The 13,527-nt window shown below is 61.5% G+C and carries 11 protein-coding genes; all 11 read right to left on the bottom strand.

Features of this window, described 5'->3' with window-relative positions; translation table 11 throughout:
* Nucleotides 1-64: 64 nt before the first annotated feature.
* Nucleotides 65-238, bottom strand: a complete 174-nt coding sequence (locus AB5Y64_RS02830; protein ID WP_368203227.1) for a hypothetical protein — start codon at nt 236-238, stop codon at nt 65-67.
* Between the two features lie 65 nt (nt 239-303).
* On the bottom strand, nt 304-3,024 hold the full coding sequence (gene secA, locus AB5Y64_RS02825; protein WP_041211791.1) for a preprotein translocase subunit SecA: 2,721 nt from the start codon (nt 3,022-3,024) through the stop codon (nt 304-306).
* A 57-nt stretch (nt 3,025-3,081) separates the two neighbouring features.
* Entirely contained in the window at nt 3,082-3,987 is a 906-nt protein-coding gene (locus tag AB5Y64_RS02820) for a M23 family metallopeptidase (RefSeq protein ID WP_113069548.1), read from the bottom strand.
* 140 nt (nt 3,988-4,127) lie between these two features.
* Entirely contained in the window at nt 4,128-5,051 is a 924-nt protein-coding gene (gene lpxC, locus AB5Y64_RS02815; protein ID WP_010675831.1) for a UDP-3-O-acyl-N-acetylglucosamine deacetylase, read from the bottom strand.
* Nucleotides 5,052-5,153: 102 nt separating this feature from the next.
* Nucleotides 5,154-6,305 carry a cell division protein FtsZ gene (ftsZ, locus tag AB5Y64_RS02810; RefSeq protein ID WP_005305686.1) on the bottom strand — a complete coding sequence of 384 codons (1,152 nt, stop codon included), beginning with the start codon at nt 6,303-6,305 and terminating at the stop codon, nt 5,154-5,156.
* Nucleotides 6,306-6,344: 39 nt separating this feature from the next.
* Nucleotides 6,345-7,604 carry a cell division protein FtsA gene (ftsA, locus tag AB5Y64_RS02805; RefSeq protein WP_010675832.1) on the bottom strand — a complete coding sequence of 420 codons (1,260 nt, stop codon included), beginning with the start codon at nt 7,602-7,604 and terminating at the stop codon, nt 6,345-6,347.
* Nucleotides 7,585-8,337: a cell division protein FtsQ/DivIB gene (locus tag AB5Y64_RS02800; protein WP_161653113.1), complete on the bottom strand. Its 753-nt coding sequence runs from the start codon at nt 8,335-8,337 to the stop codon at nt 7,585-7,587. The genes ftsA and AB5Y64_RS02800 overlap by 20 nt, the downstream gene beginning before the upstream one ends.
* Before the next feature lie 97 nt (nt 8,338-8,434).
* A complete protein-coding gene (murC, locus tag AB5Y64_RS02795; RefSeq protein WP_041211792.1) occupies nt 8,435-9,889 on the bottom strand; it encodes a UDP-N-acetylmuramate--L-alanine ligase in 1,455 nt (484 codons plus the stop codon).
* Nucleotides 9,890-9,997: 108 nt separating this feature from the next.
* A complete protein-coding gene (gene murG, locus AB5Y64_RS02790; protein WP_010675835.1) occupies nt 9,998-11,065 on the bottom strand; it encodes an undecaprenyldiphospho-muramoylpentapeptide beta-N-acetylglucosaminyltransferase in 1,068 nt (355 codons plus the stop codon).
* Nucleotides 11,062-12,246 carry a cell division protein FtsW gene (gene ftsW, locus AB5Y64_RS02785; protein WP_042880174.1) on the bottom strand — a complete coding sequence of 395 codons (1,185 nt, stop codon included), beginning with the start codon at nt 12,244-12,246 and terminating at the stop codon, nt 11,062-11,064. Before ftsW ends, murG begins: the two co-directional genes overlap by 4 nt.
* Nucleotides 12,243-13,526, bottom strand: a complete 1,284-nt coding sequence (gene murD, locus AB5Y64_RS02780) for a UDP-N-acetylmuramoyl-L-alanine--D-glutamate ligase (protein ID WP_069785545.1) — start codon at nt 13,524-13,526, stop codon at nt 12,243-12,245. The genes ftsW and murD overlap by 4 nt, the downstream gene beginning before the upstream one ends.
* Between the last annotated feature and the right edge of the window lies 1 nt (nt 13,527).

Below are 13,527 nucleotides of genomic sequence, written 5' to 3'. Positions count from 1 at the left end.
TGGCGAGGGCCAAGAAATCGATTGGATCGGACATACTGAGTACAGTGAAACCAGAATAGAGCAATTAGATCACATCTTTAATCTGATTGGTATAATAGGCAAACTGCAGTTGCAGGGGAACAGATTTGTTCGTCTCTGCGTTCAGCCCGCTCAGCACACAACGGATCGCCTCCTGGTGTCTCTCCTGCAGCCAGTGCCCATGTGCCTCCCCATCCCATCCCGCCGGCAATCTGCTCATCGTCCCCTCCTTGGTCCGAAAATGAATACACCGCCCGGAGGCGGTGTATTCATCATGGCAGGGTGTCAGGTCAGCTGACCGTGACAGTGCTTGTATTTTTTACCCGAACCACAGGGGCAGGGATCATTGCGCCCGATCTTCTGCTCGTCGCGCACGAAGGTGGTATGGCCCTCGGCCCCACCCGTATCCTCGTCAGCCAGCTGGTTTTCGGCCGTGGCATGGGTGTAGGTACGGGGAGCTGCTTCGGCCTGCTGGCGCTGCTGCTCTTCCATCGCCTCCACATCCCGCTCCTGCACCTGTACCCGGCTCAGGATGCTGACCACGTCGCGCTTGAGGGTCTCCAGCATCTGGGTGAACAGATCGAAGGATTCGCGCTTGTACTCCTGCTTGGGGTTCTTCTGGGCGTAGCCGCGCAGATGGATGCCCTGGCGCAGGTGATCCATGGCCGCTAGGTGCTCCTTCCACAGACCATCCAGCGTTTGCAGCATCACCGCCTTCTCGAAGTTGCGCAGCACCTCCTTGCCGACCAGCTCTTCCTTGTGGGCATAGAGCTTGGTGGCTTCATCCAGGATGCGTTCGCGCAGCTTCTCTTCATACAGCTTGTCGTCTTCCGCCAGCCACTGCTGCAGCGGCAGATCCAGGGCGAAATCGGACTTCAGACGCGCTTCCAGACCCGGCACGTCCCACATTTCTTCCAGGGACTGGGGCGGGATGTACTCGTCGATGATGGCGCCGTAGACGTCGTCACGGATGACGTGAATGGTCTCGGAGATGTCGTTGGTGTCCAGCAGTTCGTTGCGCTGCTCGTAGACCACCTTGCGCTGATCGTTGGCCACGTCGTCGAACTCGAGCAGGTTTTTACGGATGTCGAAGTTGCGACCTTCCACCTTGCGCTGGGCATTCTCGATGGCCTTGGTTACCCAGGGATGCTCGATGGCCTCGCCCTCTTCCATGCCCAGCTTCTTCATCATGCCGGTCACGCGGTCGGAGGCGAAGATCCGCATCAGGGTATCTTCCATGGAGAGGTAAAAGCGGGAGGAACCCGGATCACCCTGACGACCGGAACGGCCGCGCAGCTGGTTGTCGATACGACGGGATTCGTGACGCTCGGTACCGATGATGTGCAGGCCGCCGGCCGCCAGCACTTCGTCATGACGCACCTGCCAGGCCGCTTTCAGCTCGGCAATCTGCTCGCTTGACGGGTTTTCCAGCTGGGCGATCTCCGCCTGCCAGTTGCCGCCCAGCACGATGTCGGTACCACGACCGGCCATGTTGGTGGCGATGGTGACGGCGCCGGTCTGGCCGGCCTGGGCGACGATCTCCGCTTCCATGGCATGGAACTTGGCGTTCAGTACCTTGTGCGGGATATTTTCCTTGGTCAGGATGCCGGAGAGCAGCTCGGAGTTCTCGATGGAGACGGTACCGACCAGCACGGGCTGGCCGCGTTTCACGCACTCGCGAATGTCCTGCACGATGGCCGCGTATTTCTCCTGGGCGGTCAGGTAGACGAGATCGCCCATGTCCTTGCGCACCATAGGCTTGTTGGTCGGGATGACCACGGTATCCAGGCCATAGATCTGCTGGAATTCAAAGGCTTCGGTATCCGCAGTACCGGTCATGCCTGCCAGCTTGTCGTACAGACGGAAGTAGTTCTGGAAGGTGATGGAGGCCAGGGTCTGGTTCTCGTTCTGGATCTTGACCCCTTCCTTCGCCTCGACCGCCTGGTGCAGACCGTCTGACCAGCGACGACCCGGCATGGTGCGGCCGGTGTGCTCGTCGACGATGACGATCTCGTCCTTCTGGACGATATAGTCGACGTTGCGCTCGAACAGGGTGTGCGCGCGCAGGCCGGCATTGACGTGATGCAGCAGGCTGATATTGGTGGCGGAGAACAGGGAGTCATCCTCGGCCAGCAGTCCCTCTTTCTTGAGCAGCTCTTCCACGAAGATCTGGCCGTTTTCGGTCAGCAGCGCCTGGCGGTTCTTCTCGTCCACCGTGTAGTGGCCGTCGCCGGTGTACTCCTCGGAGTCTTCCTTGTCCTGCTTGACCAGCAGGGGGATCAGCTTGTTGATCTGGGTGTACATGGCGGAGCTGTCTTCCGCCGGACCGGAGATGATGAGCGGGGTACGGGCTTCATCGATGAGCACCGAATCCACCTCATCCACCAGCGCGTAGTTGAGCGGACGCTGTACGCGCTGCTCCGGCGAGAATGCCATGTTGTCGCGCAGGTAGTCGAAACCGAATTCGTTGTTGGTACCGTAGGTAATGTCGGCAGCGTAGGCATCGCGCTTCTGGGACGCATCCATACCGGGCACGTTGCAGTCCACCGTCATGCCGAGGAAGGCGAACAGCGGGCGGTTGGCTTCCGCATCACGCTTGGCCAGATAGTCGTTCACCGTCACGACGTGCACACCGCGGCCGGTCAGGGCGTTCAGGTAGGCCGGCAGGGTGGCCGTCAGGGTTTTACCTTCACCTGTCTTCATTTCGGCAATGCGGTTGGAGTTCAGCACCATGCCGCCGATCAGCTGGACGTCGAAGTGACGCATGCCGAACACACGGCGGGAGGCTTCACGGACGGTGGCGAACGCTTCCGGCAGCAACTGCTCCAGTGTTTCGCCCTGCTCCAGACGCTGACGGTACTCGGCGGTCTTCGCCTGCAGTTCCTGATCGGACAGTGCCTCGAATTGAGGCTCCATCGCATTGATTTGTTTTACAATTTTGCGCAAAGCCTTGAGCGTTCTGTCGTTCCGGCTGCCGATTATCTTGGTGAGCAGTGTGCTAATCATGGGTACCAACTGTTTTGGTTATATAAGCGTTCCGTCACTGGAACCTGAAGAAAAAACCTAACCCCGTCTGGCATTCAGAAAGCGCGCGGGGTTGACCTGACGACCATCTTTCAACACTTCGTAATGCAAATGAACTCCGGTTGCACGACCGGTTCGCCCCATCAGGGCAATCTTCTGGCCCTCATCGACCAGGGTGCCCACATCCACCAGCAACTTGGAATTGTGGGCATAGCGGGTGACCAGACCATTGCCATGGTCAATCTCCACCATGTTGCCAAACTCCGGATGGCGCCCCGCCCAGCTGACAATCCCCTTGCCTGTCGCCAGGATGGGGGTGCCGGGCCTGCCGCGGAAATCCACCCCTTTGTGCATCTTGGCGCGACCGTTGAACGGATCGACCCGCCCACCGAAACCGGAGGAGATCCAGACACGCTCCTGCTTGACCGGTGAGCCGGGGATGAAACCCGCATCGGTGATATGGTGGTTCATGATGAAGGATTCAAGTACCGACAGCTGTTCTTCGCGGCTGCTGAGCTGACGGCTGAGGTGTTCCATGGAATCTTGCAGTTCACCCAGGCTGACTTCCAGGTCTGCATCGTAGGAAGGGCCGCCCATGGGGGGCAGCTCCTTGAAGTTGAACTCCTCGGGATCGAGGTCCGCCTTCTCGGTCAGGCGCTCGCCGAGGGCGTTGAGGCGACCAAGTTGTCCCTGCATGGTGCCCACCTGGGCGGCCAGCATGGCAAGCTGTTCGCGGGCTTCATCGGCCCCTTGCGTGGATTTTTGCTGTTCGGCCAGGGTCAGCGCCACTTCCAGCGCCTCCATTTTCTGCTGCCAGCTCTGCCAGAGCCAGCCGCCCCCCAAGGCCAATACAGTGAAGAGAATACCGCCGACCCAGGCCAGACGTTGTTTGGGTAAGTGCAACCTGCGGCGCTGCTTACCGTGGAGGATCAGGGTAATGCTCATAGAAATCTGTCTTCTCGGTCAGGTGAGGCCAAGGGCCTGCACGGGCAATAAAACCGGGAGATAATCGGTATTAAAGGATGGAATAAACAAATGACAGGACGTCGGTGCGGAGAGATGACCGACGTCCTGTTGCACAGCTATCAGGCCAGAACCAGACCGTTGTCGTAGTAAGCGATAGGCGCTTTGTCGCCCTCACCCTCGAAGGTCACCAGTTCCCAGGCCTCCTGCTGGGCCAGCAGGGCACGCAGCAGCTTGTTGTTCAGGGCATGGCCCGTCTTGTAGGCACGGAATTCACCTATGATGCTGCGGTTGCACATGTAAAGGTCACCGATGGCATCCAGCATCTTGTGCTTCACGAACTCGTCTTCGTAGCGAAGACCATCTTCGTTCAGCACCCGGTAGTCATCCAGCACCACGGCGTTTTCCAGGCTGCCGCCCAGTGCCAGGTTCTGGGAACGCAGGTACTCGATATCACGCATGAAGCCGAAGGTACGGGCACGGCTGATCTCTTTCACGAAGGAGCTGCCGGAGAAGTCCAGCACGCAACGCTGGTTGCGGCCTTCAAACACCGGATGCTGGAAATCGATCTCGAGATCCATCTTGAAGCCGTTGCGATAGGGGTGGAATTCCGCCCACTTGTCGCCGTCTTCAACCCGGATGCTCTGCTTGATCCGCACGAACTGCTTGGGTGCGTTCTGTTCACGAATACCCACTTCCTGCAGCAGATAGATGAACGGATGCGCACTGCCGTCCATTACCGGGATCTCGGGGGCATCAACCTCGACATAGAGGTTGTCGATGCCCATCCCGGCCAGAGCGGCAGACAGATGTTCGATGGTCGACACGCGAACACCGGCTTCGTTCACCAGAGCGGTACAAAGCACGGTATCACGCACCTGATCGGCGTTGGCTGGCAGCGCGACCACAGGATTCAGATCGGTACGCAAGTAAACGATCCCTGTGTTAACAGGCGCCGGACGGAACGTCATAGTGACTTTCCGGCCCGAATGCAGGCCCACACCGGTGGCCTGGACACTCGTTTTCAAGGTTCTTTGTCTAATCATGGGCGTATCCGCTTTAACAGCTCAAATTCCTGACCAGATGGTCGTTGCCGGGCCATCTTAGCACAATCCTTAAGCAACAAACAAACCAGAGCCATCAGAGGCTTAGTCTGCCTGCTTGCGCAGGAACGCAGGAATATCGAGATAATCCGGTTCGCGACGAGCTTGCGGCTCGGCGTTCACCACCTTGGCCGGGGCCTCTTCCATCACGCGAGACTGCAGGGCTTCGCTGATCAGGGGCTGACGGGCCGGACGCTCTTGAACCATGTTGTTCTTGACCAGAGTGATGTCGGGCTTGCGCTCGGCACCGATACCGGTCGCCACTACGGTAACGCGCAGTTCGTCGTGCATTTCCGGGTCGATTACGGTACCCACCACCACGGTGGCGTTCTCGGACGCGAAGGCCTTGACCGCGTTACCCACGGTCTCGAACTCTTCGATGGTCATGTCCATGCCGGCAGTGATGTTGACCAGGATGCCGCGGGCACCGGCCAGATCCACGTCTTCCAGCAGCGGGCTGGAGATGGCCTTCTCGGCCGCTTCTTCGGCACGGTCGTCACCGGAGGCGGAGCCGGTACCCATCATGGCGGTACCCATCTCGCGCATCACGGTACGCACGTCCGCGAAGTCGACGTTGATGAGGCCCGGGCGGGTGATCAGCTCGGCGATGCCCTGTACTGCACCCAGCAGCACGTCGTTGGCCGCCTTGAAGGCGTCCAGCAGGGAGATGCCGCGACCCAGCACCTTCAGCAACTTGTCGTTGGGGATGGTGATCAGGGAGTCGACGTTCTTGGAGAGCTCTTCGATGCCGTGAGCGGCGAAGCCCATCCGCTTCTTCCCTTCGAAGGAGAACGGTTTGGTCACGACGGCAACGGTCAGGATACCCATCTCGCGGGCCACTTCGGCCACGATCGGGGCAGCACCTGTACCAGTACCACCACCCATGCCGGCAGCGATGAACACCATGTCGGAACCGGTCAGCAGCTCGCGCAGCGCTTCCCTGTCTTCCATGGCGGCGTCACGACCCACTTCCGGGTTGGCCCCGGCACCCAGACCCTTGGTGATGCCACCGCCGATCTGCAAGGTGGTATTGGCACTGGAGTTGCGCAGTGCCTGGGCGTCGGTGTTCACGGTGATGAACTCGACACCTTCGATGTTTTGACGAACCATGTGCTCGACTGCGTTGCCGCCGCCGCCACCCACACCTATCACCTTGATGACGGCTTCGTCAGTGTGGCTATCCATAAATTCAAACATGTTGTCTCTCCGCTTTATTTGCCTGACTCAGCAAAATCTTTAGAACTCGCCACGCAACCAGTTGCTGACCCGTTTGACCAGCCCACCTACGCTTGCCTTGGCGGCATATTCCTTGTTACTGCCGGTGGATTGGTTGGTGCGGCCGTACTGCAACAACCCGACCGCAGTCGAGTACACCGGTGCCTGTACGTAGTCACTCAATCCCCGGATATTCATGGGCTCGCCTACCCGGACCTGGCTCTGGAAGATCTGCTCTGCGCACTCCACAATGCCTTCGATCTGGGCCGCGCCACCGGTCAAGACCACACCGGCGGCCAGCTGATGCTTGACCCCCTGTGCCTTCAATTCGCTCTGCACCCGCACCAGCTCGTCATTCACCATGGAGAGCAACTCGGTGTAACGGGGTTCAATCACTTCCGCCAGTGTCTGCCGTTGCAGGCTGCGCGCCGGGCGACCGCCGACACTGGGCACTTCGATATTGTCTTCCTTGCTGACCAGACGGCCGAGGGCACAGCCATAGCGCACCTTGATCGCCTCCGCATCCAGCGGCGGCGTGCCGAAGGCATAGGCGATGTCGCTGGTCACCGTGCTGCCCGCATAGGGAATCACCTTGGTGTGACGCAGGGCACCGCCGGTAAAGAGCGACATGTCCATGGTGCCGCCACCGATGTCCACCACGCAGACACCCAGCTCCTTCTCGTCTTCGGTCAGCACGGCGTAGCTGGAGGCCAGGGCGGAGAAGATCAGCTGATCCACCCGCAGACCCACCTTCTCCACACACTTCTCGATGTTGCGCGCCATGTCGTTGTGGCAGGTGATGAGATGCACCTTGGCTGCCATCCGCACGCCGGAGAGGCCGACCGGGTTCTTGATCCCTTCCTGATAGTCGATGGCGAACTCCTGGGGCAGCACGTGCAGCACCCGGAGCTCGTCAGACAACCGCACCGACTTGGCGGTGTGGATGACGTTGTCCACATCCTCCTGGGTCACCTCTTCGTCGGAGATGGGCACCATGCCGGTCTCGTTGCGGCAATCGATGTGCTTGCCGGACAGCCCCAGATAGACGGAACTGATCTGGCAGTCTGCCATCATCTCGGCCTCTTCCACCGCGCGGCGCAGGGACTTGACCACGGAGTCGAGGTCATTGACCCCGCCCTTCTCCATCCCGCGAGAAGCGTGGCTGCCCATGCCGATGACATTGAGTTCGCCATCAGGCAATACTTCGCCAACCAGTACCGCCACCTTGGTCGTGCCGATATCCAGTCCGACAATCAAATTTCTATCTGCGGTGTTGGTCATTCACTTTCTCTTCGCTTTTCTTCCAGCCAACTGCCATCCCGGTGTCGTATCGAAGATCCACGTAAGCAACCCGCTCACGGGGCTCGATGACGGGAAAGGCATCGATAAACCGCTGCAGACGAAGCGCGATATCCGAGCGCCCCACAAACAGCTGAATGTTGCCATCCAGGGTCAGTTCCCAGGCATGGCGGGGGGTCAGATTCACCCCCAGCAACTTGTATCCCTTGGCCGCCAGCAGCGTTTCGTACTGATGGCTGGCTTCCAGCACCTTGGCGGCCTGATCATCGGGCCCGGACAACTGCATCAGGGGCTTCTTCACCCTGTCCGGGGCACTGAATACCTCACCCTTGGTGTTGACGAAGCGGTTACCGTTCCAGCGAGCCGCCACATCCTGTTCCGTGAGATAGACCTTGATCTTGTTCGGCCACTTCTTTCGTACCGAGACCTGGGCCACCCAGGGCAGAGCGTTCAGACGCGCCTGCAATTCGTTCACATCCAGCTCGAAGAAGTTGCGAAGTTCGGCACCATCCAGCACGGCAGCACGCAACTCATCGGCCTTCAAATATTCGTGTTGCCCCTGCAGCAACAGCTCGCGCATGGGCAACCGACTGGCATCCGTCAGCCAGTCTTTAACATCCAGCGCAGTCTGGTAGAGCCCCCACATGACCAGGATGAAAAATGCCACCCCGGCGATGAAGCCCCCCTTGGTGCGCCCTTGTGCCCTTGCCTCCACCCGATCGATCCCCGTAAAACGCGCCATGCCGGCCACTTGCAGACCGGTTCGCCATTATATAGGCCTCGGCTTGGCGGTCAAAATACTCATTGGGCCCTCAGGCACCGGATTTCATGCTATCCACGCTCAATTTCATCTCGCCGAGACGACGGGCCAGCGCACCGACGTTCCCCGCCCCCTGGGTCAATACCAGATCCCCCTCACCAATCAGGTCGGCCAGCACCGCGGGCACATCGTCCGGCGTTGCGACAAAGATCGGCTCCAGGGTGCCGCGGGAGCGGATGGAACGGCACAAGGCACGGCCATCGGCACCGGGGATGGGCTCCTCACCGGCGGCATAGACCTCCAGCATCACCAGCACGTCCACCTTGGAGAGCACGTCCGCGAAATCTTCGTAGAGATCCCGGGTCCGGCTGTAGCGGTGCGGCTGGAACACCATCACCAGCCGCTTCTCGGGCCAGCCGGCACGAGCGGCGTTGATGGTCACCTTCACTTCGCTCGGGTGATGGCCGTAATCGTCCACCAGCATGGCCTTGCCACGGCCGGTTTCAAACTCGCCATATTGCTGGAAGCGGCGCCCCACCCCTTCAAACTTGGAAAGTGCCTGGATGATGGCCTCGTCGCCGATGCCGTCTTCGGTTGCCACCGCGATGGCGGCGGCGGCGTTGAGGGCGTTGTGGATACCGGGCAGGTTGAGAGTCACCTCCAGCTCACCCGCCCCTGCACGGCGCACCCGGAAGCGGCTGCGATTGCTGGTCTGCACGAAGTCCAGCACCTGCACATCGGCATCATCGCTCAGACCGTAGGTGAGGGTAGGACGGGCGATCTCCGGCAGCATACCGCGGATCACGGGGTCATCCACGCACACCACGGCCAGGCCGTAGAACGGCAGGTTGTGCAGGAAATCGATGAAGGTGGCCTTCAACCTGGAGAAATCGCCGCCATAGGTATCCATGTGATCCGCTTCAATGTTGGTCACGATGGAGACCATGGGTTGCAGATGCAGGAAGGAGGCGTCGCTCTCGTCCGCCTCGGCAATCAGATAACGGCTGCTGCCCAGGCGGGCATTGGTGCCGGCGCTGTTGAGCAGACCGCCGATGACGAAGGTGGGGTCGCGATCCGCCTCTGCATAGATGCTCGCCACCAGACTGGTGGTGGTGGTCTTGCCGTGGGTCCCGGCGATGGCGATACCGTGACGGAAGCGCATCAGTTCCGCCAGCATTTCGGCGCGGCGCACCACGGGAATACGCAGCTCGCGGGCAGCCAGCAGTTCGGGGTTGTCCTGCTTGATGGCGGTGGAAACCACCACCACGCTGGCACCGTCCACATGCTCGGCACTGTGACCGACAAAGATGTGTGCGCCCAAAGAGGCCAGGCGTTCGGTCACCCCGTTGCGGGCCAGATCCGAGCCGGTCACCTGATACCCTTCATTGGCAAGCACTTCCGCAATACCGCCCATACCGGCGCCACCGATGCCGATGAAGTGGATGCGACGCACGCGGCGCATTTCGGGGATAACGGTACGCAGTTTTGCCAGTTCAACCTTGGTCATAGTTCTTTCTCAATTCGCGGCCACAGGCCACTTTCATTCGGTGACACATGTATTCGAGGAGCGGGTGGGTGGCTTTGGCCAGCACCCCGTCCGTCAATCTCGTTCGACTCACCCTGTCGCGAGCCGTTTGCACTCATCGGCAACCCGTTCGGCGGCATCGATGATGGCGACCCGGCGCGCGGCCTGGGCCATGTTCAACAGGGTTTCCCTGCGCCCGGCGAGCCAGGATAGGCGCGACGCCAGCGCCGCCGGCGTCAGCTCGGACTGGGGCAGGAACTCGGCCGCACCGCCGTCGACCAGGGTCAGGGCGTTGCGGGTCTGGTGATCGTCCACCGCATGGGGCAGGGGCACGAAGATGGCGGCCACACCGGCGGCGGCCACTTCGGAGACGGTCAATGCGCCGGCGCGGCACACTACCAGGTCCGCCCAGGCATAGGCATCCGCCATGTCCTTGATAAATTCACTCACCTCGGCCTCGACCCCCAGCCCGGCATAGGAGGCAGCCACGGCCTCCCCGTTGCCCTTGCCGCACTGGTGACGCACCTCGATGGGCACACCGGCAGCTGCAACCGCAGGAGGCACCTGCTCGTTGAGGACCCGGGCCCCCAGGCTGCCACCGACCACAAGCAGGCGCAGAGGATCGCTGCTGCTGCGCAGTTGGGGATCCGGCAGCGCCACCACCTCGGGGCGCACCGGGTTGCCCACCACGGCGGTGCGGGCATTGGGGGCGAAGGCACCGGGGAAGGCCATCAGTACCCGCCTGGCAATACGGGCCAGCAGCTTGTTGGTCAGGCCGGCGGCGGCATTCTGCTCGTGAAGCAGTAGCGGAATGCCGGACAGCCAGGCGGCCACGCCACCCGGGCCGGAGGCAAAGCCCCCCATGCCCAGTACCACATCGGGCTGGATGGTCTTGAGCACCTGGCGGGCCTGAAGCACGGATTTGATGACACGGTAGGGCGCCGCGAGCAGCCGCTTGATGCCGTTGCCACGCACCCCCTGGATGTCGATGAAGGAGATGGGATAACCATGGGCAGGCACCAGCTCCGCCTCCATCCGGTCGGCAGTGCCGAGCCAGTGGATGGTCCAGCCCTGGGCCTTGAGGCGATCGGCGACGGCCAGGCCGGGGAACACATGGCCCCCGGTACCACCCGCCATCACCAGTAACGTCTTGCTCACGCAACCTCCCGCACGCGCGCCTGGGCACTCGCCTGGCGCAACTCGAAATCGATACGAATCAACATGCTCACCGCCACCATCATGATGATGAGACTGGAGCCGCCATAACTGACCAGCGGCAGGGTCAGCCCCTTGGTAGGCATCATGCCGCTGGCGGCACCGACGTTGACGAAAGTCTGGAAGCTGAACCAGATGCCGATGCCGATGGCCAGATAACCTTCATAGAGCCGCTCGGCCACCAGCGCCTGGTGACCCAGCTTGAGCGCCTTCACCGCCAGCGCAAAAATCAGGAAGAGTGCGCCAAGCACCCCCACGTAGCCCAGCTCTTCGCCCAGAATGGCGAACACGAAGTCGGTGTGGGCCTCCGGCAGGTACTCCATCTTCTGGATGGAGTTGCCGAGCCCCTCGCCAAACCAGCTCCCCCGACCAAAGGCCATCAGGGACTGGGTCAGCTGATAGCCGCTGCCAAAGGGATCGGCCCAAGGGTCGAGGAAGGAGGTCACCCGCCGCATCCGGTAGGGCTCCGCGATGATCAGGGTCACCACGGCGCTCACCCCCACCAGGATGAGACCGATGAACTGCACCAGCCGGGCACCGGCCAGGAACAGCATCCCGAGGGAGGTGACGAACATCACCACTACTGACCCGAGATCCGGCTGGGCCAGCAGCAGGATGGCCACCACGAACAGCACCGCCATGGGTTTCATGAAACCGATGAAGCGTTCGCGCACCTCGCTCTGGCGGCGCACCAGATAGCCCGCCAGATAGACGAACAGTGCCAACTTGCCGAACTCAGCCGGCTGCAAGTTGAAGGGGCCAAGCGGCAGCCAGCGTACCGAACCGTTGACGCTGCGGCCCACCAGCAACACCATCACCAGCAGCACGATGGCCAGCAACAACATGGGGCCGTTGTACTGCTGCCAGCGTGCCATAGGCACCTGCAACACGAACCAGGAGATACCCAGCGCCATCACCAGGAACATGCCGTGGCGCTTCACGAACATGAAGGGATCGTTGTTGATGGCGATCCCCTCAGGGATGGAAGCGGACGCCACTATCACCAGCCCGACGCCCATCAGGGCGAGGGCCAGCACCACCAGTTGCCGATCGTAGAGACCAGCGGGGCGCGCCGGTAGCAACCAGCGCTGCAAGAATCCCGCAACCACACGCAGGGCGTTCATAAGCCCATCACCAGTTCGGTGAAACGATCACCGCGCGCTTCGAAAGACTTGAACTGATCGAGGCTGGCGCAGGCCGGCGCCAGCAGCACCCAGTCACCAGGCTTGGCGTCGGTCGCCGCCTTGGCGACAGCAGCGTCAAGATCGGCAACTCGCTCGGTCTGTTCGCCCAGGGCCAGCAGCACCTCGGCATCCTGACCAAAGCAGTACATGTGATCGATCTGGCTGCCGAGCAGGGCCTGCACCGGGCCGAAGTCCTGCCCCTTGCCCTGGCCACCGGCCAGCAGCAGCAGGCGGCCCTTTACCGCTTCACGCACCCCGGCCACGGCGGCCAGGGTCGCCCCCACGTTGGTGGCCTTGGAGTCGTTGATCCAGCGCACCCCATTTACCTCCCGCACGAAGCGGGCACGGTGAGGCAGGCCTTCAAAGCGGCGCAGCACGGCAAGTTGTGCCTCGCGGGGAATGCCCACCGCATCGCACAGGGCCATGGCCGCCAGGGCATTGGCCTGGTTGTGGGCACCCACTATCTTCATCTCGTCCACCGCCAGGAGCGGCTCGCCGTGCAAGGTCAGCCAGTGACGGCCCTCCAGCTCGCAGCGACCGTAGCCGTTGCAGTCGAGGCCGAAACTCTGCCACACCTGACCCACATCGGGCAGGGTCTGGGGATCGTCGCGATTGATCAGGATGTGCTGGGAGTGCTGATGGATCTCCATCTTGGCGGCGCGGTAATCCGCCATGCCGGCATAGCGATCCATATGATCTTCACTGAGGTTCAGGACCACGGAGGCGGCGGCCCGCAGGCTGTAGGTGGTCTCGAGCTGGAAGCTGGAGAGCTCCAGCACGCAGAGATCCATGGGCTGCTTGAGGAGCGACAGCGCCGGGGTGCCGATATTGCCCCCCACACCGACCTTGAGCCCCGCCTCGGCGATCATCTCACCCACTAGCGTGGTGACCGTGCTCTTGCCGTTGGAACCGGTGATGGCGATGACGGGCGTCTGGGTTTCACGCACGAACAGTTCGATGTCACCGACGATGCGCACCCCGAACTCGGCGGCGGCCTTCAACTCCGGAGTCGCCAGGGCGATGCCCGGGCTCGCCACTATCATGTGCGCCTGCTTGAGCCGCTCAGCGTCCAACCCGTGGATGAGCTCCACCTCGGGGGGAAGCTCGTCCTTGCCCGGCGGATTGGTACGGGTGTCCATCACCAGCGGCGTGACGCCGCGGTCGAGGAAGTAATCGACGCAGGAGAGTCCGGTTTTGCCGAGTCCGATGATGATGACCATG

The sequence above is a fragment of the Aeromonas sp. R5-1 genome (assembly GCF_040908265.1).
Classification (GTDB): Bacteria; Pseudomonadota; Gammaproteobacteria; order Enterobacterales; family Aeromonadaceae; genus Aeromonas; species Aeromonas caviae.
This window is presented reverse-complemented; position numbering and strand designations above follow the sequence as displayed.

What these genes read in the sequence shown, in the direction of transcription:
- AB5Y64_RS02830 (WP_368203227.1), bottom strand. Translation starts at nt 238, where the DNA reads ATGAGCAGATTGCCGGCGGGATGGGATGGGGAGGCACATGGGCACTGG.
- secA (WP_041211791.1), bottom strand. Translation starts at nt 3,024, where the DNA reads ATGATTAGCACACTGCTCACCAAGATAATCGGCAGCCGGAACGACAGA.
- AB5Y64_RS02820 (WP_113069548.1), bottom strand. Translation starts at nt 3,987, where the DNA reads ATGAGCATTACCCTGATCCTCCACGGTAAGCAGCGCCGCAGGTTGCAC.
- lpxC (WP_010675831.1), bottom strand. Translation starts at nt 5,051, where the DNA reads ATGATTAGACAAAGAACCTTGAAAACGAGTGTCCAGGCCACCGGTGTG.
- ftsZ (WP_005305686.1), bottom strand. Translation starts at nt 6,305, where the DNA reads ATGTTTGAATTTATGGATAGCCACACTGACGAAGCCGTCATCAAGGTG.
- ftsA (WP_010675832.1), bottom strand. Translation starts at nt 7,604, where the DNA reads ATGACCAACACCGCAGATAGAAATTTGATTGTCGGACTGGATATCGGC.
- murC (WP_041211792.1), bottom strand. Translation starts at nt 9,889, where the DNA reads ATGACCAAGGTTGAACTGGCAAAACTGCGTACCGTTATCCCCGAAATG.
- ftsW (WP_042880174.1), bottom strand. Translation starts at nt 12,246, where the DNA reads ATGAACGCCCTGCGTGTGGTTGCGGGATTCTTGCAGCGCTGGTTGCTA.
- murD (WP_069785545.1), bottom strand. Translation starts at nt 13,526, where the DNA reads ATGGTCATCATCATCGGACTCGGCAAAACCGGACTCTCCTGCGTCGAT.